Consider the following 25,134-nt stretch of genomic DNA (forward strand, 5'->3'; position numbering starts at 1 on the left):
TGTTGCTCAAGCGACCCCGATGCGCGCGATTTCATTCCACATTTGCATGGCAGATGCTCGCAGCGATGTTGGGCAGATGAAATGTGGTATCGGGGAATGTGGAACAGGTTGGCGACTGGATCGTGGATGGACACGAAATGCTGAAGCTGTCGCGCTGACTTGAAGCGCTTCATGATCTTCCCGCGTCGTCGGACCGGTTGATGGTAATTCTCCGCCCGATTGTTGAGGCTCTTGTGCGAACGATGCTCGACGCCGGGCATGATCTCTCGCTTCGCCGCGCCGTAGGATCGGAGCTTGTCAGTGATCATGACACGCGGCGAGCTGCCTTGACCTTTCAGAAGCTTACGCATCAGACGCTTTTCAGCCTTAGCATTGTGGCGGCTTTGCACCAGAACGTCGAGAACAAAGCCATCCTGATCGACGGCCCGCCAAAGCCAATGCTTCTTTCCCCGAATGGTGATGACGGTCTCATCAAGATGCCATTTGTCGCCGAGCTTTCCGGCTGAACGCTTCCGGATGTCGTTGGCAAAATGCCTGCCGAATTTCTCCGCCCACAATCTCACCGTCTGGTGGGAAACGATGATGCCGCGGGCGGCCAGCATATCCTCGACCATCCGCAAGCTGAGAGGAAACCGGAAATACAGCCAAACCGCATGGGCAATCACCTGAGCGGGAAACCGGTGGCGACGATATAGAGGATCACGGGCATAGCTGGTCATTCTCGATGATATTTTGGGGGCACCGTAACGTTAACCGATCCGCCATCGAAATGTGGGATTTGGCGGCGACGGCCTTTAGCTTCCTCACGACCAGATAGCGATGCACTCTCGCGTGGACTCGATCATGTTGAGCATGCTCGGAGAGCTGCCATTTCCAGACTGACCGAGAAGCCATCGGGTCCATTTTGCATCTTCAACCGGCCGCCATGCGCGCGCGCCACGTCGGAGGCTATGGCGAGCCCCAAGCCGCTGCCCGATGATGCGGCGCCCAGTTGAAAAGGTTCGATCATCTTCTCCTGGTTTTCCTCCGGTATGCCCAGACCGTCGTCGCTCACCGTAACCCAAACAAATTCCAAGTTCCGGCTGACGTCCAATGCGAGCCTTGTGGGGGCGCCGTGTTTGAGCGCATTGTGTATGAGGTTCGATATGGCTTCACGAAGGCTTATCTCGTCTCCCAATACAACCATATTCCCATCGTTTATATGAAACGAGACGCTGACTTCCCGCTCGAGGGACAGTGGTACAGCCTGTGCGAGCGTGGATTTTGCCAGTTTCCCGAGATCAACGGGCTTGAATGCCACAGCCTCCGAGCGATGGATGATCATCGCGTGGTCGAGCAACTGGCTTGAGAGGCGACCCAGCTCGAGGATGCGTTGACGAAGCTGGGCAACGGCTGCAGAGTCGACGATGCCATCGGCAGCGCAAAGCATTTCTGCCTGAGCATCGATCGAGGCCAGCGGCGTGCGGATCTGGTGGGCAGCATCTCCGATGAAGCGTTGCATACGGTCGATACGATCCGACAGCCGCCGCATAAAATCATCGATCGCGCCAACCAATGCCTTAACCTCGTTTGGGGGTTCGACACGGATCGGACGCAGGTCTTCAGGCTTGCGTGATGAAATCTCGTTTTCGAGGCGCCGGAGCGGCGCAAGCGCGATGCGCACTGATAGGGCACCTGCCGACAATGCCAGGACGCTCATAACGGCGATCAACTCAACCGCCTTCTCCGTCAGATCCCAGGCCAGCGTCTGCCGGGCAGTGAGTGTCTGGGCGATAACGATCTCGGTCCAGCCGCCAACGCGCGGATTATCCAGTTTCTTCCCAATCGTGGCGATCCGAACCGGTCGGCCCTGGAACAGACCGTCGGCCAATGTTACGCCCTCATGGGTTCTTGTCGGTTGGACGCCTGACAGCAGATCTCGGTCTCCAGCGATGACCACCCCGCGAGGATCGACCACTTTATAGAAGACTAGATCATAGGCCGACAGTGTCGACAGCATAGCAACGGGCGGATCGAGCGTAACGACACTGCCCTGCACATAGACATTCTCTGCTATCTGGACGGCTCCGCCGATCAGCAGCTTGTCATAGGACTCGCGCGCCGCGACGGTGGCGTATTGCCAAGCGGCGAAACCGAGTAAAATCGCTCCGGCAGCCAGGATCAGACCGATGAAAGTGATAATTCTGGTATGCAGCGAATATCGAAGGTCAAATTTTCGCAATTTGATATCCCAGTCCACGCATGGTCCGGATTTCGATATTCGTGTCGGCGAGCTTGCGCCGTAGTCGGACGACGAACTGTTCGATGGCGTTGGCGCTAGGATCCTGATCGAAGCCGAACAATTGTTCAATCAGCTCGTCCTTCGAGACGAAACGTCCGGGCCGCGCGGAAAGGATCTCCAGGATCGTCAGTTCGCGGCGCGTTAGTTCGAGAGGTCGTCCGCCGACGCTGGCAGTGCGGCCAGATCGGTCGATGACGAGGTCCTCGAAGCGGATCATGTTATCGGCAAAGCCGTCGCTGCGCCGCAGCAGAGCCCGCGCCCGTGCGTCCAGCTCACGATAGTCGAAAGGCTTGATAAGGTAGTCGTCCGCTCCCAGATCCAGTGCGCTGATCCTGTCTTCCACGGCGGAGCGCGCCGTGAGAACGAGCACCGGCGTCTTTTTTTTGCGCGCCCGCATCGTCTTCAGCACGGAAAAACCATCCATGCCGGGCAGCATCATGTCAAGAATGACGAGATCATAGGCCTGGACTTCGAGAAGTTCACTCGCGGTCACGCCATTCTTTTCCCAATCGACCGCATGACCCAGCTTTTCGAACCGCTGTTCGATGGCCTTTGCAATCTCGGGTGTGTCCTCGACGATCAATATGCGCATCGGCTCCTTCCGCTGGCGACTGTCAGTTCCGAGTCAGCGATCGCTGATATGTCTTTGTCAAGTGCATGGGAGTGCATGGAGGAAAATTCCGGGAGGTAAGATGAATATTCAATCCGATATCGGCGCCACGACACCATTGCTCACCGTCGAAAGCGTGACCCTACAGTACAAGACGCCGGATGTCCTCGTTACCGCTACGCACCGCGTCAGCTTCGAAGTTTTCCAGTCCGATCGTTTCGTGCTGCTTGGCCCGTCCGGCTGTGGGAAATCCACGCTTCTGAAAGCAATCGGCGGATATATAAAGACCACCGAGGGACGCATCTCGCTGAAGGGCAAGGTTGTCACCGAACCTGGAGCCGACAGGATGATGGTCTTCCAGGAATTCGACCAGCTTCTGCCATGGAAGACCGTCAGCGAGAATGTCATTTTCGCTCTCACGGCCAGCGGTCGCGCCAAGCCCGCCGAAGCAAAAGACCGTGCGTTCGATTATATCGAGAAGGTCGGACTAACGAAGTTCAAGGACAGCTTTCCGCACATGCTGTCTGGCGGCATGAAGCAGCGCGTCTCGATCGCGCGCGGCATGGCGATGGAACCCGATGTGCTTTTGATGGACGAGCCGTTCGCGGCGCTCGACGCGCTGACCCGCCGGAAGATGCAGGACGAATTGCTGCAGCTTTGGGAAGATACACGGTTCACGGTTCTGTTCGTCACCCATTCGATTGAGGAAGCGATCCGCATCGGTACCCGCATTCTGCTGTTGTCGCCGCATCCTGGCCAGGTCAAGGCCGAACTCAACAGCATCCCAACCGAGGAGTTGGGAACCGCCGCGCAAACGGCTCTGGAAACGCGTATCAACGATATGCTCTTCGCCTGACGGGGCCTGCAATCGCACGAGCGGCATTCCCGCCGGCATTCAAGAATTTGCGCCATGCATGTCGTCGCGACGGATGATCGCAGGAGCCTGCGCGCCAGAATGGAACCAGGATCATGAACCAGACGCTCAACATACGCCCCGAGATCGTTCATAACGAACCGCAGGCAAACATTCCGCCCGTGGAGAAAAGCCTTTCTAGTTTCGAACGCGGCTATCGTATCGGCTTCGTGCGCAAAGCCGCGATCCTGATCGTTCTTGCGCTCGCTTGGGAGGCCTATGGCCGCTGGTTGGGCAATCCGCTGCTGTTTCCAACCTTTGGCGATACGCTGACCGCGTTTACCAGCAATATCCTTGATGGCACTATTCCGGAACGTGCCTGGAATTCTCTGAAAACGCTTTTGATCGGTTATACCGGCGGCATCGTTCTGGCGGCACTCTTGACGACGCTGGCCATCGGATCACGGATCGGCTCCGACCTCTTGGAAACGCTGACCTCCATGTTCAACCCGCTGCCGGCGATCGCGCTGCTGCCGCTGGCGCTGATCTGGTTCGGCCTCGGGCAGGGTAGCGTGATTTTCGTCCTGATCCACTCGGTCCTGTGGGCAATCGCGCTCAACACGCATGCCGGTTTCCGTTCGGTATCCAACACACTGCGCATGGTTGGTCTGAATTACGGATTGCGCGGTCTCAAACTGGTGCGCCTCGTGCTGATCCCGGCGGCGTTCCCGTCGATCCTGACAGGTCTCAAGGTTGGCTGGGCTTTTGCATGGCGCACATTGATTGCGGCGGAACTTGTTTTCGGCGTGTCCTCGGGGTCGGGCGGGCTGGGCTGGTTTATTTTCGAAAACCGCAACCAGCTCGAAACCGCCAATGTGTTTGCCGGCCTGTTTACCGTCATTCTAATCGGTCTGTTCGTGGAGAACATGATCTTCGCGACCGTCGAGCGAAAGACAATTCGCCGTTGGGGCATGCAGCTCTGACACTGAAGAAAGGTCGGCGCCGCCGGCCATTAAGGGAGGAAGACATGAATTTCTTGAAACTGGCAAAGGTCGCCGCGCTGGCGGCAACCGTAGGCCTGGTGGCACTGACCACCGTGGCGCGCGCCGAGGTTAGTGAAGTCCGCATTTCCAAGGGGTTTGGTATTCTCTACCTGCCGCTGATCGTCATGGAAGACCAGAAAATTATGGAAAAGCAGGCTGCGAAGGCTGGCCTCGGCGATGTAAAGGTCGACTGGGTGATGCTGGATGGCGGCAATGTCATCAACGACGCCATGATGTCGGGCACACTCGATTTCGCCGGCACCGGCGCTCCGGGCTTCATCACCCTGTGGTCGAAGGCAAAGGGTATTCCGAACGTCGAGGTCGTCGGTATCAGCGCGCTGAGCGCGACGTCGCTCTGGCTGAACTCCAACAAACCCGCGCTCACGAGCCTCAAGGATATCACCGACGCAGACAAGATCGCGTTGCCGGGCATCAAGACCTCGCTGTCGGCGGTCGTGCTGCAGATGATGGTGGCGCATGAATTCGGCCGCGAGAATTTCGCGAAACTCGATCCAATGACGGTCGGGCTACCGCACCCAGAGGCGCTTGCGGCCCTGGTGGGCGGACAGACGGAAATCAACGCACATTTTACGTCGCCACCGTTCTCCTATCTTGAATTGAAGAACCCTAAAATCCACCGTGTCGTCAATTCCGTCGACGTGATCGGCAATATCACCTTGGACGTGACCTTCGCCCCGAAGAAGTTCGTCGATGCCAATCCCAAGATGACGCAGGCCTTCCTGGATTCGCTTGATGAGGCAAATGCCTTTATCGCCAGCAACAAGCAGGCCGCGGCGGAAATCTTCGCGCGCAATTCAAAGGTCAAAGTTTCGGTCGATGATGTGCTGGAAATGCTCAACGACAAGGACACTCAGTTTTCGACGACGCCGACCGAGATCATGGACTTTGCCGATTTCATGCATCTCGCCGGCACGATCAAGGTCAAGCCGGAAGCCTGGACCGACCTGTTCATCCCATCTCTTCACAGCCGCAAGGGCAGTTGATCTCTCATGACGTCCATAGCGGGTGCAAGCCAGTTGTCGGGCCACCATAAACCCGCCGAGCGATCGGCGGGTTTATGGTGTTGAGAATGACTGGTGGCAGAGACGGGAGAAATTTGTATTCGAGACCGATGTTGACGATCGGTAGAACGCAATATCGGCGGGGGGAGCAGTGACATTGAATGTACGTCGCAGATCGTCAAAACTCTGACACGCGACAATCCAGATTCTGCGCTCGTGCTCCTCGAAGAAACTGAAGCGGCTTTTCGAAAGGAACCGGCATCCACTTCGGTTGTTAAGGCGTCCTGATATCTGAAGGCGTGCGGGAGGCCAGCGCGTCTGTGCGAGACTGGCTGAGAGATCGACGAGGTCAAGCTGCGGAATGTCGACCTTGAAGGGGTGACATGCGTGTTCGGAATGGGACTGTTCGTTTTCATGTGAGTTTGATCCATTTTTTTCGTTTCGTCGTGATCCACTTACGCCGGATAAAATTGTTGTCGGACAATTCACTAGACAGGATCTGGTGGGCTAACGTGGAGTGGAAAAACGGGTTAAATCCTGCTGAAACTCAACAGCTGAGATTAGGTCGCACGCAATTTGTGCCTGGAGACCTTGCTTCGCATCGACCTACGCAAATCAAGGCTAGTGGCCGTGAAACAGCCGGAAAGACGGATGCGGCGACATTTCACAAGCTACCCTACGTATAAGTTCCAATGCCCTTTATGCCACGCGCCGCCTGAAAAGAACGTGGTCAATGGTTCGGATCCTTTCAAGGCGTAGGGTGTTCTCATTTGGCCGCTCATGAGACGCTTCTTTCTCAGCCAGATGCAGACTTAGCAAAGCGGAAAATCGACAAAACGGAACGCAGGGGTGGGTGCAGTCGGTCCCGACTTGCGGTGACTTGTATCCACATTGTCGCGTCGACCGTATCTGGAGAATTCGTCCAGATCAGAGCCACTCATACCTGCTGCTATCTGATGGGGCATGGGTAATTTGAAGGAAATATTGCTGTTCACCGTGATGGCCCATCACCTCTAAGCACCGATCAGAAGCGAATGTAACGTTCTTCAGGCTGGGGCGATTTCAGCTCTTGGCAGCCGCAGGACGAGTCTGACGGCAGGCGTATCGCTGTCTCCAGGGCGACGCGCGAGGCTAGCATGGACAAGCTGGGCAGCACACCATCCTGGAGCAAGGTGCCGCGGCTCCGATCCATATAGTCATTAAATCCGGCTGTGACGAATGCGCACGGCACGAAGCACGCGCCGATCTCGCGCGATAGCGTCGCTTCAGGCGCTATCGAATGGTTGATCACATCTGCGCCCATCGAGCGAAAGGCCAGCGCCTCCGCAGGACTCGTCAGGCGCGGGCCGTAGGCATGCGCGGCAACCAATCCTTGTTCGATCCCGTGGACCCGGCAGGATGAGGGCCAGACGCGCCGGGCTGTGTCTGCCAAAACAGCAGCGCAATGCGGACAAACGATCTGTTTGCCGGAACAATCGAAACGCTGCCGGCCAGGAAGAAGCGAGTAAGGGGTCTGGGTCAACTCGATGATGTCGGCATTGATCACCATATCGCCCGGCTGAATGGCCTTGTTGACCGCGCCAAGAGTCGAGCAGGCGAGCACGTGACGCACGCCAGACTCCATGAGGACCCAGAAGGCGCGCTGATGGCAGGAATGGTCTATACGATCCCGTGGATTGCCATGGGAATACATGCAAAGCGCTCGCTTCCTTTGTCGATCCTGCGTGATGCTTGCGTCGAATTCCAGGAGTTTCCAGTTATCGGACACACCATAGGGGGTATCGAAAGACAGGTCACGAGCGAGTACGCGAACCCCCGGCATCGCAATATCCTCTGGAAAAGCAAGTCCCCAATTCGCTGAACCGGTAATGATCGCCAGCTCGGTCTTTGGAATCAAGGGAATGATTACAGGATCAGTCATGAATTATCTTTCAAAGGTCCGCGTTCGCGCAGGTTGAAAAACAGAAGCACGACGGAGATCAGGAGAGTCCAAAAGGTGGAAATAGCGGCAATGGTAGGGTCGATCTGGTCCCGCAGGGACATAAACATGAGCTTCGGCAAGGTGCTGCTTGGGCCGTTGGCCACGAAGATCGAGATGACCGCCTCATCAAGAGACGTCAGGAACGCCATCAATGCGGCGGTCGTTAAGCTGAGGCCCAGCTGTGGCAGTATGATCCCCCCCATGGTGCGGAACCAGCCCGCACCAAGGCTGCGGGCCGCTTGGGCCTGAGCCCAGTCGAACCGATTGATGGCGGGGTAGAGCACGATCACGGCCACCGGAATTGCAAGGACCACATGCCCAACAAGGACGCCGGTAAGGGTGCCCACGAGTCCAAGCTTTGCGAGGATAAAGAAGAGCCCGATCGCCAGAAGGATGCCGGGCGTTACCGATGGAGACAGGAGAAATCCGTAGATCACTCGCGCGCTACGCCCGCCGAACCGGTTGATAGCGAAACATGCCAGAAAGCTGATCGGCACCGCAATCGCGGCCGTGAGTACACCGAGAAGCAGGCTGACTCTCAACGCAGCCATCCACACGGCCGACGAGAAGAAAGCCTCGTACCAGCGAAGCGACCAGGCCCTCGGCGGAAACTCGAGGAGATCCGAGGCCGAAAAGGACAGTGGCACCACGATCAAAGTGGGCAGCATGAGAAAGACGAGAACGAGCGCTGAGAAGATCCAAAGGGCCGCCTTGGTCAGTCGGCTGCCGTAATAGGCGTCAAGCATGGCGTGCATCCTTCGTCAGAAGTGAGCGGAGGCCGAACAGCATGCCACCGGTTACCAGAACCAGAACAAGGAGCAGAACGCCAAGCGCGCTGGCCGAACCCCAGTCCTGAAATGTCGAGAGGGTGCGATCGATGCGGACCGAGATCGGGTTGACCTTGCCGCCCCCAAGAATGGCAGGCGTGATGAAGAAACCAAGCGTGTATATGAATACGATGGTTGAGCCTGACAGGATCCCGCCCGCCGAAAGCGGAAGGATGATGGTTCGCACGCAGTGCCAGAGGCTCGCACCCATACTGGCGGAAGCGCGGATCACATTGTTGTCGATATCGCGCATCGCGGCATAGATCGGCAGAACGAAGAGTGGCAGCATGTAGTGAACCATGCCGATCAGCGTGCCAGTAAAATTGTAGGCCAGCGGCAAAGGGGTGTCCGTCAGGCCGAGGTTCTGCAAGGCGGAGTTGACGAGACCTTCACGCCGCAGGAGTACCAGCCAGCCGTAGGTGCGAACCAGGATGGACGTCCAAAGCGGCAGCATGATCAGGATCAGGACCCGGTTTGCGATGCGCGTTTTGGTGCTGGCCAAGGTCAATGCCAAAGGAATGCCAAGGACCATGCAGATGAACAATGTCGCGCCAGACAAGGCGAGGGTGGTGCCGACCGCGGACCAGGTGAGGCCGCTCGAGAGGATCTTTTCGTAGTTGGCGGTCGACAAGTCACCTGCCATGGTCAGGAACGACTGACGCAGGATCCATATGACCGGCAGGATAGCCGCCAGACCGACAAGCACCAAGGCCGGCACGGCAAGTGACAGAAAGAAGCGGCGTTCGCGCCGGACGTCCTGCAAAAGAGCTGCAGTGTTCATTTCCCGGGCCCCTCTGGCAAGCTATGCACGCTCGCGGCGGCCGCATAAGCGGTTACCACCTGACCGGTTTTCAGCTCAGCGCAGCCCGCAGCGCGGGTTGCGGGCACGCTCAACATGACTAGAGCGCCGGCCTCGGTTGTCACATTGAGAAGCCAATTCTCGCCGCGGAAAGCCTTGGCGGAAAGGCTGCCTGTGATCGCGACCGCGTCAGGTTCGGCATCGGCGGCGTCAAGATGGAAGCTTTCTGCCCGGATCATTGCAAATCCCTGAGGGGCTTGCGTCGATCCGTTCATCCGCGTCAGGCTTGCTGTGGGAAGAATGTTGGCTTCACCCATGAATTCTGCGACGAAGCGGTTGGTCGGATGATGATAGATCTCGGATGGTGCGCCGATCTGCTGGATCTCGCCGGCATCCATGACTGCAATTCGGTCGGACATCGTCAGCGCCTCCCTTTGATCATGCGTCACATAGATCGTCGTGATACCGAGATCGTCGTGCAGGCGTCGGATTTCGAACTGCATGTGTTCACGCAGGTTCTTGTCCAGCGCGGAGAGTGGCTCGTCCATCAGCATGACACGCGGCTCGAATACAATGGCACGCGCCAGTGCAACGCGCTGCCGCTGGCCGCCCGACAGCGCGGCGATGTTGCGGTCGCCGTAACCTGATAGCTGGACCCTTGCCAAAGCGCCCATTGCCCGCTCGCGAGCCTCGACCTTGGACACATGACGCAGCATCAGTGGATACGCTACGTTGGCAAGCACACTCATGTGTGGGAAGAGCGCGTAATTTTGGAAGACGATTCCGATTTCCCTTTTTTCCGGAGACAGCCGGGTGACATCCCGGCCGCCGATGGTTAGAGAGCCGCTATCCGGACGGACAAACCCCGCAAGTGCCATCAACAGTGTTGTCTTGCCCGATCCTGAAGGACCGAGCAGGGTGAGGAATTCGCCAGCAGCTACCTCCAGCGAAACATCGTTCAGCGCCACGTAGGAACCGAATACTTTCCTTACGGTGTCGATGGTTATGGGAAGCGAGGTTATGGCCATCTTGATACCTGCTCCCTGTCTTTCAACGGTTCATCATTTCGTCGAAGGCGACCTGGGCAGCCTCACCATTTTTCAGCCACCAGTCGGCCTTGGAGAAAACGGAAGTCTCGACGTTGCCGGGAGCGGTGGCGAGGAGTTGCATCCGTTCCGCCGGGATCAATCCACCCTCATAGGCTTTCGGGTTGACCGGTCCATAAGCGATGAAATCCGTCAGCTTCGCGCCTCTTTCCGGCTTCGTCATCGCCGCGATGAGCTTCATGGCGGCATCCTTGTTTGCCGCGCCTTTCGGAACGGCAAGGCAATCCGTGCCGATGACTGAGCCCTTGAAACTGTAGTCGGCAGCACCGCCGTCTGTCTTGACGCTTTGGGCGCGACCATTCCAAGTGACGACGAGGTCGGCTTCGCCGTCCTTCAAGATCTGGGCTGATTGCGCACCCGACGTCCACCAGATCGCAACATTTGGCTTCAGCTCTTCGAGACGGGCGATTGCACGCTCCAGCCCCCCTGATGCGCTCAGGACGTTGTAAACTTCATTTGGTGCCACCCCTTGCGAGAGAAGTGCTATCTCTATGAGATCCTGCGCATTGGCGCGTAGCGCGCGGGTTCCGGGAAATGCCTTGACGTCCCAGAATTCGGCCCAGGTCTTCGGCGGATTGTTGCCGATGGTCTTTGTGTTCCACGCCATCACAGTGCCGTAGGAACTGAAGGGATAGCAGTACTCCGATTGCGCGCCTGCCGGCAGTGATTTACCGTCGATAACGGAATAGTCCAGCGGCTCCAGCAGTCCTTGAGCGGCAGCCTGCGCACCTTCCGGCGACCCGAGGTGGATAACGTCGGTCGTGACCGCACCTGAAGTGACCTGCATTTTGAGTGCTGCAAAGCCATCGCTCTGGGTTTCTTCACGCACGTCGAGGCCAAGCTCGCGGGCCGCAGGTTCCCACAGGGCTTGTTTCATGGCGGTACCATAGTCCCCGCCGGCGGTTGTGATGGTCAGTGTCTGTGCAGCCAGGGGGCCGGCGGCGGTCATGGCGATAGCAGCCACGGATAGGCGCAGCATACGAAACATTCGATATCTCCTTTGTTCACCTCTGAATGACGATTCTTGGGGTCTAACGCCCGATTTTTCGAAATCGTAACGTTACGATTGATGGATATCCGCGCTCGCGTCAAGCGGAATCTTGTTCCTCAACCATCCCACTTCCAATCTTCCGGCGGAAAGGGCAGTGTGTTGAGAAGCGAACCACGGAAGATTGACAGACGCGATGGCAGCAAATTCGAGACCCAATCTGAGGCAGATCGCGACAGAGCTTGGTCTTTCGGTGACGACGGTTTCCAGGGCATTGAAAGACGGACCAGAGGTTCATCCAGACACCATCAAGCGTGTAAAGGCTGTCGCCAACGCTGCGGGCTATGTCCCGAACTTCCATGGCAGGGCTTTGCGCACAGGTCTCACACAGGCGCTGACCGCAATACTGCCGATGGAAACCCGCGACTACCTATCGGACATTGCGAAACTGCCACTGATCGAAGGGCTGACGCTCGCCGCACGAGAACACGGGTATAGCCTCTCGATATACTCCACCACACGCGAGGAAGATCCGCAGGAGAATCTCAGTCGATTGATCCATGCCGGCGGCGCCGATGGAATCGTGATTACTCGAATGGTATCGGAAGATCCGCGCATACCGTTTCTCCTGGACCGCAGCATTCCGTTCATCGCCTTCGGCCGTAGCGGCAGTGAGCTCGACTACGCTTTCGTGGATGTCGACAACGAAGGGATAGCCTTCCAGGCCGCGACCATGCTGTTCGATCGAGGGTGCCGTCGCATCGCGCTTCAACTGCTGACCCGCGAGGACCAATACAGCACCGTGCGTATGAGCGGTTATGCCAAGGCCATGACTGGAGCGGGGCTTTCGATCGATCCTCAGTTGATCGGCCACGAGGATTTCACCATGGAGGCGAGCGAACGCTGGGTCGCGCGTCTGCTGGATCTCCCGGAACCGCCGACAGGCCTGGTCTGCGCCAACGAACTGGGCCTTCTCGGAGCGCTGAGTGCTGCGCGTCGGAAAGGCCTGACCGTTGGTAGCGATTTTCACATCGTCGTTCGTGACAACACGCATATGTGTCGCTACCTGTCCGCCCCTCTCATCGCCCATACCGTCGATATGGTGGCCGTCGGGCGCAGCCTGGTCGAGGGGCTGGTGCGTCAAATCGAGCGGCCGGACGCTCCTCACATGCAATTGGTCGTGGATGGAAAAGTCGAGTTTATCGCAAACGCTTGATGCCCGTGTCATCGCTCCGAACGAAAACAGCCGCATGGCCGGCCGGACTATTTCCGGCAGGCCTGCTCGGCGCCTTGTTTCGCGTGCGAACGATCGCTGGTTCAGCCGAGGGGTGCGGTCAGCGGGTCGTAGGCATAGACCCAAGCAGGATCTTCCGGCTGCTTCAGCCAAGTGTTCGCGTTGGATATGGTCTGCACCTTGGTGGCCCGTTCACGCCGTGTAGCCTCATAAAGCGAGAAGGCGTCACTATAGTCAGCCATGCCGCTTTCTTCGAGGCATCGCACCAGAATCGCTGCGTCCTCGATGGCCATACAGGCGCCCTGCGCCATATGCGGACGCATGGGGTGGCATGCGTCACCCAGCATGACGAGACGGCCACGGCTCCAAAGGTTTAGGGGGTCGCGGTTCCAGAAAGGCCATTTTGTGACGGTTTCGGTGGCATCCACCAGTGCCTGCACCATCGGATGGGAACCGCCGAATATCGCTTCCATCTCCTCTCGGGAACTGTCGACGAAACTGGTTTCATGCTCCCAGCTGTCCACCGGCACGCCGGTGACATAATAGTATTCGCTGCCATTGCCCTTGGTGGCATAGGCCATGATGTGGCGAGAGGCTTCCCACCACCACTTGACGCAAGCTTCGAACTCGAGGCCCGAGCCACGTAGCTTGTCCATGTTGACGAGGGCGCGATGGCCGATCCAGCCGGAGAAGCGCGGTTTTTCGGGCCCGAGCAGCATGTCTCGGATCATGGAATTGATGCCGTCAGCGCCGACGACAAGACCGGCAGCAACCCGCCGTCCGTTCTCGAATGTGAGCAGCACGTCGGTCTCGCGCTCCTCAATGCCGATCAGGCGGTGGCCGAAATGGACCTTGTCCTGCGGCAGCGCATCTATCTGGACGGCATGCATGTCGCCGCGGTGGATGGTGATGTAGGAGGCGCCGTATTCCTTGCGACCATAATCGCCGAGAGGAATGCGCGAGAGATAGTCGCCAGTCATGCCATCACGGGAGAGCCAGAAATCCGGATGGGAGCCGATCTGCTCCAGCTTCTTCTCAATGCCGATGCGGCGGAAGATTTTCATCACGTTCGGGCCAATGTGAATGCCGGCGCCAAGACGCGTAAAGGCGGGGGCCTGTTCGAAGCTATGCACGGAGAACCCGGCGCCGGCCAGCAGGGCTGCTGCCGCAGCGCCGCCAAGGCCCGCTCCGATGACCGCGATCTCGACCTTCTCAATGTTCATGCTCATGGGTGTGTCCTTCTTCTGTCAGGCATATTGTTGGCTAACAAACAATGCGAATGCGAACCGGCCGTTGTCGTCGTCGGAAGTGGACCCTTATCAGCCGGGGACCCAGCACGATCGCGGTCCTCCGGCGCTACCAGGGTGGCAAATCGGGGGCGAAGCGCTGCCGCAGATAGCTAGCGAGGGCCTCCCGTTCCGTGTCTGTGAATTCGCCGTTAAAGGACGGCATGTCGCGCAGATCCAGTCCGTCCGGCGCCTTCAGACCCTCGTCCAGAACGGCGAAGAGGGCATCGGGCACGGGCGCGCGCAGTGCGGCCGACCGGCTGATCGGCGCAAGAGCCGCCGTGACTGTCCCGGCAAGCGCGGGCTCATGGCAGACGGCACAGGCGCTTTCGTAGATCCGGCTGGCCCGTGAAGGGGCAAGTTTGGCCTCAGCAACGCCCACAGCGGTCGAGGTAACACCCTCAGTCAGTGAGCTGAGATACGTGGCCATAGCTCGGATATCACCATCGGGCAGGGCGGAGAGGCTCGCGACAACGTCCGCCATCGGGCCGGATGCAGTTGCTGCTTCGGAATGCCCGCGGCGCAGATAGGAAAACAGCGTGTCCTCGTTCCAGCCGCGGGCGGCGGCCGGCGGCCCGGCAAGGGCCGGGGCATACCAGCCCTTGATCATGGCTCCGGTCAGCTCGGGCAGTTCCGCGCCGGCGACATTGCGCGGGGCATGGCAGGCGGAACAGTGGCCCGCCGCCTCGACCAGATATTTGCCGCGGTTCCATGTCTCGCTACGGGCCGGATCGGGCGTGAAGGGCGCGGCGTCATGATAGAGCCAGTTCCAGGCGGCGAGGGCCGGTCGGAGGTTGGTTGGCGCGATCATCCGTGACGGCGGCGTTTCCTGGCGCACAGGCGTCAGCGTCTGCATGTAGGCGTAAAGCGAGAACATGTCCTCGCTGTTGATCCTGGCAAAGGACGTGTAGGGGAAGGCCGGGTAGAGGTTATGGCCGTCGCGACTGATACCATGACGCATCGCACGCTCGAACGCCTCGAAACTCCAGCGGCCAAGACCTGTTTCAGGCTCGGGGGTAATATTGGTGGAATATACCGTGCCGAAGGGGGTGACCATTGGGCGCCCGCCTGCATTGGGCAGCCCATCATCGGCAGTGTGGCATGTGGCGCAGTTGCCAAGGGCAAATACCTGCCGACCCCGTTCGAGTGTCTCCTTGGAGAACGTGCCCGACGCAGGCGCAGCGGAAGGGGCAACGGACCGGTTGAGCGGCAGGGCGATAGTACCCATCGCAAGCATGCCGCCGATGACGGCGCTAAGCCCGAGCAGTTTCTTGCGCAGCGGGCTTCGGCTCCGGAGCGGGCGAGTCTCCGCGGCGGCGAGGGCGGGCACGGTCCCCGAAGCTGCCAGCGCTGCGCGCATTTTCTCCGGTGTAAACGGCACTTCGCGCATGCGCACGCCAGTTGCGTCGAAAATAGCATTGGCGATGGCCGCCGCACTCGGCACCGCCGCGCTTTCGCCAACGCCGAGCGGAGGATCCCCGGGTCGCGCGATCAACATGGTTTCAATCTCGGGCACGGCAGGAAAAGTCTGGATCGGATAGGCCGCCCAGCTTTGCGGTGTGGGAGAAATTTCGTTGAAGGTCACTTCCTCATGCAACACCCGGCTTGCCGTCTGAATGGCATTGCCATGGATCTGCTGGCGCACGCCGTCCGGATTGATGACGAGGCCCTGATCCTGGCCGATGAAGATGCGGGTGAGCGCGACTTCACCGGATTCCGTGTCCACAGCGACATCCACCACCCAGGCGGCGGAGGCCGCTGCCGTGCCGGGGAAGCTGCCATGCACATAGGTGGCGAAGGCAAAACCCTGACCGAAGGCCATACGGCCTTCGCGACGCAGGCGCGGACCGACACGCTCCGCCCATCCTGCCTGTTCGGCCGTGCGGCGGACAAGATCGGCCTCCCGCGGATCGTCGAGATGGCGCAGCCGGAAGGCAACCGGATCCTCGCCCGCCTCGTAAGCCAGTTCATCCACGAAGCTCTCATGGGCGAAGGTGTTGGGTAGCGCGGAAACACCGCGCATCCATGCAGCCCGCACGATCGGTGCCATGTCATGCACGGTTATGCGTCTGTGAGGAACCCGATAAGGCGGAATAATGGTGCGATCACCCATGTCGGAAGGTCGCGCCTCCGAACTGATGCAGCCCGTCAGCAGCAGCGACAGGTTCGGCCCCCGGTTGGATGGATACCAGGTGTCGATGGCATAGGCATGCAGTGTCCCGGCCTTTAGTCCGCCGTGCACTTCCATGAGTTGCGCGGCGCCTTTGGGCTCCCAGAGATGCTCTTGCGCGCGGGTGAGCTGAACCCTGACCGGCCGCCTGATGGCGCGCGACAGAAGCAACGCGTCGCCGCAAACATCGTCGGCGCAATTGCGCCCATAGCAACCGGCAGCCTGATAGCGGCGGATCTCGACCTGCTCAGTCGGCACTCCGACAAGGACGGCCAGATCATCGCGCAGCATGTGCGGGTTCTGCGTGCCGGACCAGACGAGAGGCGTGCCGCCGTTCCAATCGGCGATGGCGCAGGACGGGCCGATGGAACCGTGTTCGTGATAAGGCCAGACATAGGTGCGCTGCCGGGCCACATCGCATTCGACAACAGCCCGGCCAAAATCGCCGGCACGATCAAGACTGCGCGGCGTGGAGGGATGATCCTTCAGCGTCTGGCGCAGATCGGCCATGTCAGGGATGTCAGGCGGCAGGTGCCAATGCGCCGGCAAAGCCTCCGCGATTGCCTGGGCCTGGTCGGCCCGCTCTGCCACCACACCAAGGAAATCGCCGTGGCGGACGACCGCGATGAAACCGGGAAGGTTTCGTACGGCGGCCTCGTCGTAACGGATGAGGCTGTGCCCGACGAAGGCTCCGCTGTCGCGTCCGGCATAAGGCGGCCGGATGACATGACCGTGCGCCATATTGGCAACGTCTATGTCATGAATGTAGGGATGCGTCCCACGCAGCTTGTCAGAAAGGTCGCGACGGCCGGTCCTTTGGCCAACGATGCGGTAGTTCGCCTGCGGCTTGACGGGCGTCGTCCGGTCAAGCTTGAGCGAAATACCCTCTTCGGCAATGAGGTCACCATAACTACAGGACTTGTCACGCCAGCTGAGACAGCCCTCCTCAATAATGATTTCATCTATTGGGGCATTATAGCGGCGGGCAGCCTCCGCCACCAGGAAGACGCGGGCTTGCGCGGCTGCCAGACGCAGCGGAATGGCTGCAACCTGGATCGTTTCGGACGCGATGGTCGGCCCCTGGTCCGGGGTCGAAGCCGTATCGCCAAGCACCATATGCACCGCACTCAACGGCAGGTCCAGTTCCTCGGCGACGATCTGGGAGAGCGCAGTGTCGATGCCGGTACCAAGATCCACGTGGCCGTTGTAACCAGTGGCAACACCACGCTCGTCTATTCTCAGGAAGACGGCGGGGCCGGTAGAGAATTCGTCATAGATCGAGAGGCTGCCGGGGGGAAGACTTTCAGTCATGCTGGGCTCCACGGATCAGCTCGGCCGCGCGTACGACGGAAGCGATGATCTCCAGATGTGTTCCGCAGCGACAAAGATTGTGGCGCAGAGCCGCGCGAATGTCTTCCCGCGTCGGTGACGGGTTATTTTGCAGGAGAGCGGCGGCGGTCATAACCATCCCGTTTAGGCAGTATCCACATTGCGCGCCTTCGCACTCGAGAAAGGCCTCCTGGACCAAAGAAAGAGCTCCGGTCACAGAATCGGATAGGCCTTCGAGCGTGGTAACGTCATGTCCAACGGCACGTTTTGCACGCAGCACACAGGCCCGTGCCGGCGAACCGTCGATGAGCACGGTGCAGGCGCCGCATTGCGCCTTGCCGCAGCCATACTTTGCCCCCTTGAGGCCGAGCTCATTTCTCAAGACGTCGAGAAGGGTTCGTTCCCCGGGATGCTGAAGGAGGCGCGCTGTCCCATTGACCGTCAGTTCGAGCGTATTCGTCATTGGTTCCCTCGGGCTCTCTTTTTGACCCTTGTCGGGAATTCAGCAGAAAATTCGTTTGTATGCAAACGAATTTGCGCAGCATGTGCAGATTTTTTGCACAATCGGCAGGCAATAAACGAATTTGTTGGATTATTAAGCAGTCTCTGCCCGCGCCCGCCTTCGCTGCGCCAGGCGCCGCTTCATCGAGAGCGCTTATGCGGGATTCCGGCTTGACGTCAGGCATTGGGATGTTGCAGGTCGACCTTGTTTCTTCAGAAGCTGGAAATCGCCGATGACCGACCGGAACGAAAGTTACGTCCTTGACGAGCAGGTCGGCTTCTTGCTGCGTCTCGCCTATCAGAGGCATATGGCCCTCTTCATGGAGCGCATGACGGGCGGATTGACCCCGACGCAATTCTCCACACTCTACCGACTGCGTGAGGCGTCGGAGCCGCTTTCGCAAAACGCTCTCGGCCGTCTTGTCGGGATGGATGGCGCCACCACCAAGGGCGTCGTGTCGCGCCTGCTGGCGAGAGATCTGATCCATGTGGAGAAGGACGGCGAAGATCGAAGACGCTACACGCTTTTCATCACCGACACCGGCTGCCGGCTGCTCGATGCAGTGCTGCCGGACGTGAAAGGCAGCAGCGAGACTACGCTTGCCCCTTTAGCGCCTTCGGAAAGGGAGCAACTTCTGCAATTGCTGAAACGCCTGATATAAAATTATACATTAAGATAATAAACGGCCTAAACACTGCCAGTGAAAAAGCGCGCAAGCGCCTGACGAGGACGATCGCGTGGCCGAGCAAAAGCTCCAAACAAAAAACCGCAGTCCCGGGCGACCTCCGAGAACCGATAGCTTTGGGAAGGCCTCGGATTTGCGCGACAGTATTTTGGATCATGCCGAATTGGCGTTCGCGGAAGCGGGCTTCGAAGGTGCCAATCTGCGGGAAATCGCCTCTCTTGCGGGGGTCAATCAGGCGCTGATCCGGTATTATTTCGGCTCGAAGGCCGACCTCTTCGATGAATGCTTCAGGCGGCGCGGCGGAGTTTTGGCGGGACATAGACACGTCAACCTGGATCGGCTTTTAGAGATCAGCGAAAACCCATCGGTCGAGGATCTTGTTTTTGCCTACCTCAAACCACAGTGGGACATGAAGTATTCGAGCCCCAATGGCGCAGCCTTCGTCGCGATGCAGGCGCGGCTGCATGCTGAGCCTGAGGAGCATGCTCTACGTCTTCGAAGGGAAGTCTACGACGCTTCGGTCAAGCGCTATATATCGGCGCTTTCACAGGTGCTGCCTCAGGTTCCCAAGGACATCATCAGCGTGCGTATGGCCTTTCTTGTCGGCGCATATCTTTTCATGCTCAACGACTTGGGGCGCATCAGCGATCTCACCGAAGGTCATCTGACATCCTTCGGCAAGGACGAAATGCTCGACCAGCTCGTCCGCTTCCTCGCAGCGGGACTGCGCGCACCCGTCTAGACAAGACATAAACCGGCCGGCCGCCCAATTCCTAGGCCAGCCGAAAATTTGTGCTTGTTATTATTCAAATGAATAATTAATGTCTCTCCATCAGATCGATGGAGCCATGCAATGAGAACCTATCGGATCGGCCAGATCGTCCCGAGCTCGAACGTTACGATGGAGACGGAAATCCCAGCGCTGCTGCGCGCCCGCGAGATGATCGCGCCCGAACGTTTCACCTTTCATTCGTCTCGCATGCGGATGAAGCACGTGACGAAGGAAGAGCTGGCCGCCATGGATGCCGACAGCGACCGCTGCGCGCTAGAACTTTCCGATGCCCGGGTCGATGTGATGGGTTATGCCTGTCTGGTGGCAATCATGGCGATGGGGCTCGGATATCATCGCCAAAGCCAGGCGCGCCTGCATGGCATCACGGTCGCGAACGGCAATCCGGCGCCCGTGGTGACGTCTGCCGGAGCGCTCGTAGACGGCCTAAAGGCTATCGGCGCCAAGCGCATCGCGCTGGTGGCGCCCTACATGAAGCCGCTCACGGAGTTGGTCGTTTCCTACATTCGTAACGAAGGGATCGAAGTCTCGGACTGGCGCGCGCTGGAAATCCCGGACAACTTGGCTGTGGCCGCGCATGACCCGATGAACCTGCCGGAAATCGTCAAGGGCATGAAAACCAGCGATGTGGACGTCGTGGTGCTTTCGGCTTGCGTCCAGATGCCGTCACTGCCGGCCGTTTCCATGGTCGAGGCGATGACGGGCAAGCCGGTTCTGACGGCCGCCATTGCCACCACCTGGCAGATGCTGCAGGCCCTTGATCTCAATAGGCAGGTACCGGGCGGCGGCACGCTGCTGTCCGGCGCCTATTGAGGAGGGCGGGCAGATGGCAAAGGGATATCATGTTCATGCAAATGGAATCCGCCAGCATCTCCTCCATTTCCCGGGGCAGGGGCCGACAATGTTGCTGGTTCCGGGCATTACTTCCCCCGCTATTACCTGGGGCTTTGTAGCCGAGAGATTGGCCGCGGCCTTCGATGTCCATGTACTCGACGTGCGCGGTCGCGGACTGAGTGAGGCGGGCAACCTTGATTATTCGCTGGATGCCATGGCAGCGGACGTCGTGGCATTGGCGACAACGGCGGCAATAGGCCGTCCGATCGTGCTTGGCCACTCAATGGGTGCGCGCATTGCCATTCGTGCGGCCCGCCAGGCTCCCGATGCATTTTCGGGCTTGATACTCGTCGATCCTCCGGTTTCAGGCCCGGGACGGCGTGCCTATCCGTCCGCCTGGAACTGGTACGAGGACTCCATCCGGATGGCGCAGAAGGGCTGTTCGGGACAAGACATGCGCAGTTTTTGTCCGAGTTGGACAGATGGGCAGAATGCGCTGCGTGCAGAGTGGCTGCACACTTGCCAGCTCGATGCGATCCGCACCGCCTATGACGGTTTCCATATAGACGACATCCATGCCGACCTTCCCGAGATTACCGCGCCGGCCCGGCTGGTCGTTGCCGGTGGCGCGACCGTGATCGGCGCGGCCGACATCGACGAAATCCGGCAACTGAAGCCCGGCATCGACGTGCGCATCGTCGAAAAGGCCGGCCACATGATCCCCTGGGACGACCTCGAGGGGTTCCTCTCCGCCACCGTCGACTTCCAGCCCATCCGCACGACGAACTGAAAAGGACCCAGCCATGGACCATGCGAGCTTCACCGAAATCTGCCTGCACCAGTTGAAGATGTCTGGTGTTCGCCAAGGCGAAAAACTGATCGTGCTCACGCAGGGAAGTGATCGCCTGGACTATGCGGACGCCTTCATGGCGGCGGGCCAGCGCCTCGGCGCAAGCATGTATCACATGCGCCTGCCCGCACCCCTGCCGGTCGGCGGCTGGAATGTCGGCGTCACTGGCCTTGCCGCCATGCCCGATGCGGTCGAAGCGCTGAAGGCCTGCGATATGCTGATCGACTGCATCTTTTTGTTGTTTTCGCCGGAGCAGATGGCAATCCAGGCGGCCGGAACGCGAATCCTGACCGCCGTGGAGCCACCGGAACTGCTGGCTCGCATGTTGCCGACGAAGGAGATCCGCGAGAAGGTCGAAATCGCCGGTGTCATGTTGGCCAAGGCCAAGGTCATGCGGATCACGTCACCACATGGAACCGACATTAGCTACAAACTCAATACCTATCCGACAATCACCGAATATGCTTGTACCGACGAGCCCGGCCGTTGGGACCACTGGCCGTCAGGCTTCGTCTTCACCGGTGGTGACGACGACGGCGTGGACGGTCAGATCGTGGTGGCACCCGGCGACATTCTCCTGCCGCAGAATATCTACGTCCGCGATCCGATCGTCTACACCATCGAGAAGGGCTGGGTGACCGACATCCGTGGCGGGCTCGACGCGCAATTGGTCAAATCCTACATGGAGGATTTCAACGATCCGCGTGGCATGGGTATGAGCCACGTCGGCTGGGGCATGAACCCGCATGCGAAATGGCACAACCTGGTCCCCGGCGCCTTCCCGGGCGGCATGGGCATGGAACCACGCAGCTTCTATGGCAACGTTATGTTCTCCACCGGCCCCAACAACGAATTGGGTGGGCCCAACGATACGGCCTGCCACCTTGATATCCCCATGCGCGGATGCTCGCTGTTCCTAGACGACGAACCGGTCGTCATCGACGGCGACATTGTTGTGAAGGAAATCCAGATGGTGCGTGGCTGACGAGCACTCTTTCCAGCCTGAGGGGTAACACATGTCGCAGCAGGAAACCTACAAGACCGCGGGGTTCGGGCAGCCCGTCCCGCGGGGCATTCGCCCAGGAATCGTCGTCGTTGATTTCACCTACGGGTTCACCGACACGACCTATCCGACGGCTGCTGACATGACGACGGCTATTGCTGCCACACGGCACCTCACCGATATTGCCCGCGTCAAGGGGATGCCGGTGATCTATACGACCATCGCCTATCATCCGGGTGAACTTAACAAACTGCCTTGGTTGCGCAAGGCAACCGGCATGGCGGCGCTGATCGAGGGCAGCCGGCTTGTGGAGATCGATGCGGCCACCGGTATCCAGCCCGGCGACCCTGTGATCACCAAGAAGGGCGCATCCGCGTTCCATGGGACGTCTCTTGCTGCGCTTCTCACCGGTGCCGGCGTCGACACGCTGGTTGTCGCCGGTGCGACGACCTCAGGCTGCGTCCGGGCAACCGTCGTCGATGCCGTGCAGTCAGGCTTCAACGTGCTGGTCCCGGCCGATTGCTGCGCTGATCGCGCCATCGCACCGCATGAGGCCAATCTTTACGATATGGATCAGAAGTACGCAGACGTCACGGATGCTGATGATATCGAGCGGTGGTTGATCTCTCTCTCCGATCATTGATGATTCCTGTCACAGCAGCTTCTACAAGCTCACAGTTCAAGCGGCCTTCAAGGCGGGGGGCGCTTCGATCCCACCTCGATCGACATCAGGGATTCCAACCGCGTCGCTTGGCAACCTCGGCCGCTCCGAACAAAACCTGCGCGAGCGTTTGGAAGCAACAGAATTGAAATGGGCGGCTAATCAGGCCGTGACTGTGATCTCGGCTTGTTGCTCTGCAAAGGCAGAAATTGGAGGCGCATTGTGCTTCCGCTGAACTAAAACACCTTGTAGAACGGGTAATCTAAAGCCGGATCGCCGTCGTCTCTCTCCTGTAGGATTTCCGATGGATCAGACACACGCGCCCATCACGGCGCCAATTCCTGTCCGGGCGTCGTCCACCGACGATCCTGCGGAACTGCTTCGCTTCGCGATAGACGCCCATGGTCTCGGCGCGGTGGCGCTCGCCACCCTCGTCGAAATCCGGGGCGGGGCCGCGCGCGCGCTCGGCGCTCATGTGGCGGTTGCAGCAGACGGGCGATTCTGCGGCTATGTCTCCGGCGGATGCGTCGAAGCCGCGCTCGCTTCCGAAGCGCTTCTTGCAATGGCGCAAGGGCGCGACCGCACGGTCAAGTTCGGCGACGGCTCGCCCTTCTTCGACATTGTCCTTCCCTGCGGCGGCGGAATCTCAGTCGCAATCCATGTCCTCAAAAATGTCGGAGCTTTGCGGCATGTTGTGGAGCGTCTCGAACGCAGACAGGCAGCCGGCCTTGCATATTCGCCAGAGCGGCAGGTGCTCGAACCGGTAGACCCGCTGCCGCGGGCGTGCTGGCTCAAGCGAGATTTCCTGAACGTCTACCGTCCCCGCACCCGCGTCATCCTTTCCGGGCAGACGATTGAAGCGCAGGCCGTCGCACGACTGGCCGAAGCTTCCGGCTACGAAGTGATCGTCAGGGAACAGGGCGAGGGGGGTAGGGTCGCAGCCGACAGCATCGACCCCTTCACGGCCGTCGTGCTCCTGCATCATGAACTTGACGCCGAAGCTGCTATTCTCGAAACCGCACTTGCCTCGCCGGGGTTCTACATCGGCGCGCTTGGCAGCACCCGGACGCATCGTCGACGTGTCGAGCGGTTGACAGTCATAGGTTTCGGAAAGGACGACATCACTCGTATCAAAGCCCCCATCGGGATGTTCGGCCCGACGCGGGATGCGACATCGCTCGCCCTGTCGGTTCTGGCTGATGTCGCTGCGGCAAGGCTGGTTGCTTATGCTTGATGCGTCGGTCGCGATCGTCATTCTCGCTGCCGGCAAGGCAAGCCGGATGGGTGAAGGCGGGAAACACAAGCTGCTGGCCGAGTTCGACGGCATGCCGCTCGTGCGGCGGTCAGCATTGAGCGCGCTCGGTGCGGATGCAGCGTCCGCTATTGTCGTGACGGGTCATCGCAGGAGCGAGATCGAGGCCGCGCTCGACGGGCTCGCTTAAACTTTCGTCGATAATCCCGATTACGCCAGCGGCATGGCGAGCTCGCTCATGGCAGGGTTCTCATCAAAGCGCGCTGACGGCGCCGACGGCATTCTCGTCATGCTGGCCGATATGCCCGGCATTTCCACGGCACACCTTAATGCCTTGATTTTCGCCTTTCGCAACGCGGGCGGCGAGGCCATCGTGCGCGCCGTATCACGCGGTAAGCCCGGCAATCCCGTTATCCTGCCACATTCTCTCTATTACGCGGTCCTGAGACTTGAGGGGGACGTCGGCGCGTGCGGTATCATTGCGACGTCAGGCCTGCCCATTCTCGATGTCGATGTCGGCGATGCGGCTTGTCTCGACGTCGATACGCCGGACGATATCGTGGCCGCTGGCGGCGCGATGAAGAACTGACTCGCTGGATGGCAGCAAGATGGTTCGGTTCACAATCGCCTTACGCCTTAGTTCTATGTTTTCAGCGACTTAGTTCTTGAATGACCAGAGACACGTTGGTTCGAATTCGTTCAGGGCGTGGGTGTCGTCCGGTTCACTCTTCCAGACTTCTCTTCCTCGCAGGGGTCCGGGAAAAGCAGAGTTCCCTTGCAGATCAGCTTTGCGATGTCGCGAAAAAGCAGAACGCTCTTGGCGTGGAGCGCACGGTGGCGATCAGGTCGCGTGCATCTGCGGGTTCGAGCTGAAGAAGGTGAGGGGTGTCGGTTTCAAGATCGGGCTCGGTGTCGCCTGGAACAGAAAAAGACCCCACCGCCTCGCGTGTCGACATCATCGATATTGCACGCTCGCTCGCGCGGCCGGGCAGATAACGGAGGCTGAGCCCGTGCTCGCCAGCGCTCTT

21 protein-coding genes and 3 pseudogenes are annotated in these 25,134 nt (G+C 59.4%); 13 read left to right on the plus strand and 11 right to left on the minus strand.

The window, feature by feature from the left end:
- Positions 1-6 precede the first annotated feature (6 nt).
- The 3 genes and pseudogenes from GR197_RS03405 to GR197_RS03415 all read right to left on the minus strand — a co-directional run bounded on the left by GR197_RS03405 (position 7) and on the right by GR197_RS03415 (position 2,873).
- A pseudogene (locus GR197_RS03405) lies at positions 7-719 on the minus strand (IS6 family transposase).
- Between the two features lie 122 nt (positions 720-841).
- Complete coding sequence (locus GR197_RS03410; protein ID WP_348643240.1) at positions 842-2,239, minus strand: sensor histidine kinase; 1,398 nt, start codon at positions 2,237-2,239, stop codon at positions 842-844.
- A complete protein-coding gene (locus GR197_RS03415) occupies positions 2,208-2,873 on the minus strand; it encodes a response regulator transcription factor (RefSeq protein ID WP_164006627.1) in 666 nt (221 codons plus the stop codon). Before GR197_RS03415 ends, GR197_RS03410 begins: the two co-directional genes overlap by 32 nt.
- A gap of 100 nt (positions 2,874-2,973) precedes the next feature.
- On the opposite strand from GR197_RS03415, the gene GR197_RS03420 reads away from it, so the two are divergent.
- From GR197_RS03420 to GR197_RS03430, 3 genes are all read left to right on the plus strand, one after another.
- Entirely contained in the window at positions 2,974-3,747 is a 774-nt protein-coding gene (locus GR197_RS03420) for an ABC transporter ATP-binding protein (protein WP_164006628.1), read from the plus strand.
- A gap of 113 nt (positions 3,748-3,860) precedes the next feature.
- A complete protein-coding gene (locus tag GR197_RS03425; protein ID WP_164006629.1) occupies positions 3,861-4,727 on the plus strand; it encodes an ABC transporter permease in 867 nt (288 codons plus the stop codon).
- A 44-nt stretch (positions 4,728-4,771) separates the two neighbouring features.
- Positions 4,772-5,791: an ABC transporter substrate-binding protein gene (locus tag GR197_RS03430; protein ID WP_164006630.1), complete on the plus strand. Its 1,020-nt coding sequence runs from the start codon at positions 4,772-4,774 to the stop codon at positions 5,789-5,791.
- Positions 5,792-6,833: 1,042 nt separating this feature from the next.
- On the opposite strand, the gene GR197_RS03435 is transcribed toward GR197_RS03430, so the two are convergent.
- Genes GR197_RS03435 through GR197_RS03455 form a run of 5 tightly spaced genes read right to left on the minus strand, consistent with a single transcriptional unit; the run spans position 6,834 to position 11,471 of the window.
- Positions 6,834-7,730 (minus strand): 5'-methylthioadenosine phosphorylase, encoded by an 897-nt coding sequence (locus GR197_RS03435; RefSeq protein ID WP_164006631.1) that lies wholly within the window; start codon positions 7,728-7,730, stop codon positions 6,834-6,836.
- A complete protein-coding gene (locus GR197_RS03440) occupies positions 7,727-8,536 on the minus strand; it encodes an ABC transporter permease (RefSeq protein WP_054185564.1) in 810 nt (269 codons plus the stop codon). The genes GR197_RS03435 and GR197_RS03440 overlap by 4 nt, the downstream gene beginning before the upstream one ends.
- Positions 8,529-9,398, minus strand: a complete 870-nt coding sequence (locus tag GR197_RS03445) for an ABC transporter permease (protein ID WP_164006632.1) — start codon at positions 9,396-9,398, stop codon at positions 8,529-8,531. Before GR197_RS03445 ends, GR197_RS03440 begins: the two co-directional genes overlap by 8 nt.
- Entirely contained in the window at positions 9,395-10,444 is a 1,050-nt protein-coding gene (locus tag GR197_RS03450; RefSeq protein WP_164006633.1) for an ABC transporter ATP-binding protein, read from the minus strand. Before GR197_RS03450 ends, GR197_RS03445 begins: the two co-directional genes overlap by 4 nt.
- A 22-nt stretch (positions 10,445-10,466) precedes the next feature.
- A complete protein-coding gene (locus tag GR197_RS03455) occupies positions 10,467-11,471 on the minus strand; it encodes an ABC transporter substrate-binding protein (RefSeq protein ID WP_246724458.1) in 1,005 nt (334 codons plus the stop codon).
- Positions 11,472-11,706: 235 nt separating this feature from the next.
- On the opposite strand from GR197_RS03455, the gene GR197_RS03460 reads away from it, so the two are divergent.
- A complete protein-coding gene (locus tag GR197_RS03460) occupies positions 11,707-12,726 on the plus strand; it encodes a LacI family DNA-binding transcriptional regulator (protein ID WP_164006635.1) in 1,020 nt (339 codons plus the stop codon).
- A 101-nt stretch (positions 12,727-12,827) separates the two neighbouring features.
- On the opposite strand, the gene GR197_RS03465 is transcribed toward GR197_RS03460, so the two are convergent.
- From GR197_RS03465 to GR197_RS03475, 3 genes are all read right to left on the minus strand, one after another.
- Positions 12,828-13,967 carry an FAD-dependent monooxygenase gene (locus tag GR197_RS03465; protein ID WP_204330049.1) on the minus strand — a complete coding sequence of 380 codons (1,140 nt, stop codon included), beginning with the start codon at positions 13,965-13,967 and terminating at the stop codon, positions 12,828-12,830.
- 133 nt (positions 13,968-14,100) lie between these two features.
- Positions 14,101-17,511 carry a molybdopterin cofactor-binding domain-containing protein gene (locus GR197_RS03470; protein ID WP_164006637.1) on the minus strand — a complete coding sequence of 1,137 codons (3,411 nt, stop codon included), beginning with the start codon at positions 17,509-17,511 and terminating at the stop codon, positions 14,101-14,103.
- Complete coding sequence (locus tag GR197_RS03475) at positions 17,504-17,992, minus strand: (2Fe-2S)-binding protein (protein ID WP_164006638.1); 489 nt, start codon at positions 17,990-17,992, stop codon at positions 17,504-17,506. The genes GR197_RS03470 and GR197_RS03475 overlap by 8 nt, the downstream gene beginning before the upstream one ends.
- Positions 17,993-18,263: 271 nt before the next feature.
- On the opposite strand from GR197_RS03475, the gene GR197_RS03480 reads away from it, so the two are divergent.
- The 9 genes and pseudogenes from GR197_RS03480 to GR197_RS32845 all read left to right on the plus strand — a co-directional run.
- Positions 18,264-18,692: a MarR family winged helix-turn-helix transcriptional regulator gene (locus GR197_RS03480; RefSeq protein WP_164006639.1), complete on the plus strand. Its 429-nt coding sequence runs from the start codon at positions 18,264-18,266 to the stop codon at positions 18,690-18,692.
- 76 nt (positions 18,693-18,768) lie between these two features.
- On the plus strand, positions 18,769-19,458 hold the full coding sequence (locus GR197_RS03485) for a TetR/AcrR family transcriptional regulator (protein WP_062945230.1): 690 nt from the start codon (positions 18,769-18,771) through the stop codon (positions 19,456-19,458).
- A gap of 159 nt (positions 19,459-19,617) precedes the next feature.
- Positions 19,618-20,319, plus strand: a complete 702-nt coding sequence (locus GR197_RS03490; protein WP_164007230.1) for a maleate cis-trans isomerase family protein — start codon at positions 19,618-19,620, stop codon at positions 20,317-20,319.
- A gap of 13 nt (positions 20,320-20,332) precedes the next feature.
- Positions 20,333-21,130: an alpha/beta fold hydrolase gene (locus tag GR197_RS03495; RefSeq protein WP_164006640.1), complete on the plus strand. Its 798-nt coding sequence runs from the start codon at positions 20,333-20,335 to the stop codon at positions 21,128-21,130.
- A gap of 13 nt (positions 21,131-21,143) precedes the next feature.
- On the plus strand, positions 21,144-22,175 hold the full coding sequence (locus tag GR197_RS03500) for a leucyl aminopeptidase (RefSeq protein WP_164006641.1): 1,032 nt from the start codon (positions 21,144-21,146) through the stop codon (positions 22,173-22,175).
- 31 nt (positions 22,176-22,206) lie between these two features.
- Complete coding sequence (locus GR197_RS03505; protein WP_164006642.1) at positions 22,207-22,836, plus strand: isochorismatase family protein; 630 nt, start codon at positions 22,207-22,209, stop codon at positions 22,834-22,836.
- A gap of 322 nt (positions 22,837-23,158) precedes the next feature.
- Positions 23,159-24,088 carry an XdhC family protein gene (locus GR197_RS03510; RefSeq protein ID WP_164006643.1) on the plus strand — a complete coding sequence of 310 codons (930 nt, stop codon included), beginning with the start codon at positions 23,159-23,161 and terminating at the stop codon, positions 24,086-24,088.
- Positions 24,081-24,695: pseudogene (locus tag GR197_RS03515) on the plus strand (nucleotidyltransferase family protein). Before GR197_RS03510 ends, GR197_RS03515 begins: the two are co-directional and overlap by 8 nt.
- A gap of 274 nt (positions 24,696-24,969) precedes the next feature.
- Positions 24,970-25,102: pseudogene (locus tag GR197_RS32845) on the plus strand (LysR family transcriptional regulator); the annotation flags it as partial.
- Positions 25,103-25,134: the final 32 nt, after the last annotated feature.

The sequence above is a fragment of the Rhizobium phaseoli genome (assembly GCF_010668805.1).
Lineage (GTDB): Bacteria > Pseudomonadota > Alphaproteobacteria > Rhizobiales > Rhizobiaceae > Rhizobium > Rhizobium phaseoli_A.

Bases quoted from the DNA above. Each gene is read 5' to 3' on its own strand.
- GR197_RS03415 (WP_164006627.1), bottom strand. From the start codon at position 2,873: ATGCGCATATTGATCGTCGAGGACACACCCGAGATTGCAAAGGCCATC.
- GR197_RS03420 (WP_164006628.1), top strand. From the start codon at position 2,974: ATGAATATTCAATCCGATATCGGCGCCACGACACCATTGCTCACCGTC.
- GR197_RS03425 (WP_164006629.1), top strand. From the start codon at position 3,861: ATGAACCAGACGCTCAACATACGCCCCGAGATCGTTCATAACGAACCG.
- GR197_RS03430 (WP_164006630.1), top strand. From the start codon at position 4,772: ATGAATTTCTTGAAACTGGCAAAGGTCGCCGCGCTGGCGGCAACCGTA.
- GR197_RS03435 (WP_164006631.1), bottom strand. From the start codon at position 7,730: ATGACTGATCCTGTAATCATTCCCTTGATTCCAAAGACCGAGCTGGCG.
- GR197_RS03440 (WP_054185564.1), bottom strand. From the start codon at position 8,536: ATGCTTGACGCCTATTACGGCAGCCGACTGACCAAGGCGGCCCTTTGG.
- GR197_RS03445 (WP_164006632.1), bottom strand. From the start codon at position 9,398: ATGAACACTGCAGCTCTTTTGCAGGACGTCCGGCGCGAACGCCGCTTC.
- GR197_RS03450 (WP_164006633.1), bottom strand. From the start codon at position 10,444: ATGGCCATAACCTCGCTTCCCATAACCATCGACACCGTAAGGAAAGTA.
- GR197_RS03455 (WP_246724458.1), bottom strand. From the start codon at position 11,471: ATGACCGCCGCCGGCCCCCTGGCTGCACAGACACTGACCATCACAACC.
- GR197_RS03460 (WP_164006635.1), top strand. From the start codon at position 11,707: ATGGCAGCAAATTCGAGACCCAATCTGAGGCAGATCGCGACAGAGCTT.
- GR197_RS03465 (WP_204330049.1), bottom strand. From the start codon at position 13,967: ATGAACATTGAGAAGGTCGAGATCGCGGTCATCGGAGCGGGCCTTGGC.
- GR197_RS03470 (WP_164006637.1), bottom strand. From the start codon at position 17,511: ATGACTGAAAGTCTTCCCCCCGGCAGCCTCTCGATCTATGACGAATTC.
- GR197_RS03475 (WP_164006638.1), bottom strand. From the start codon at position 17,992: ATGACGAATACGCTCGAACTGACGGTCAATGGGACAGCGCGCCTCCTT.
- GR197_RS03480 (WP_164006639.1), top strand. From the start codon at position 18,264: ATGACCGACCGGAACGAAAGTTACGTCCTTGACGAGCAGGTCGGCTTC.
- GR197_RS03490 (WP_164007230.1), top strand. From the start codon at position 19,618: ATGGAGACGGAAATCCCAGCGCTGCTGCGCGCCCGCGAGATGATCGCG.
- GR197_RS03495 (WP_164006640.1), top strand. From the start codon at position 20,333: ATGGCAAAGGGATATCATGTTCATGCAAATGGAATCCGCCAGCATCTC.
- GR197_RS03500 (WP_164006641.1), top strand. From the start codon at position 21,144: ATGGACCATGCGAGCTTCACCGAAATCTGCCTGCACCAGTTGAAGATG.
- GR197_RS03505 (WP_164006642.1), top strand. From the start codon at position 22,207: ATGTCGCAGCAGGAAACCTACAAGACCGCGGGGTTCGGGCAGCCCGTC.
- GR197_RS03510 (WP_164006643.1), top strand. From the start codon at position 23,159: ATGGATCAGACACACGCGCCCATCACGGCGCCAATTCCTGTCCGGGCG.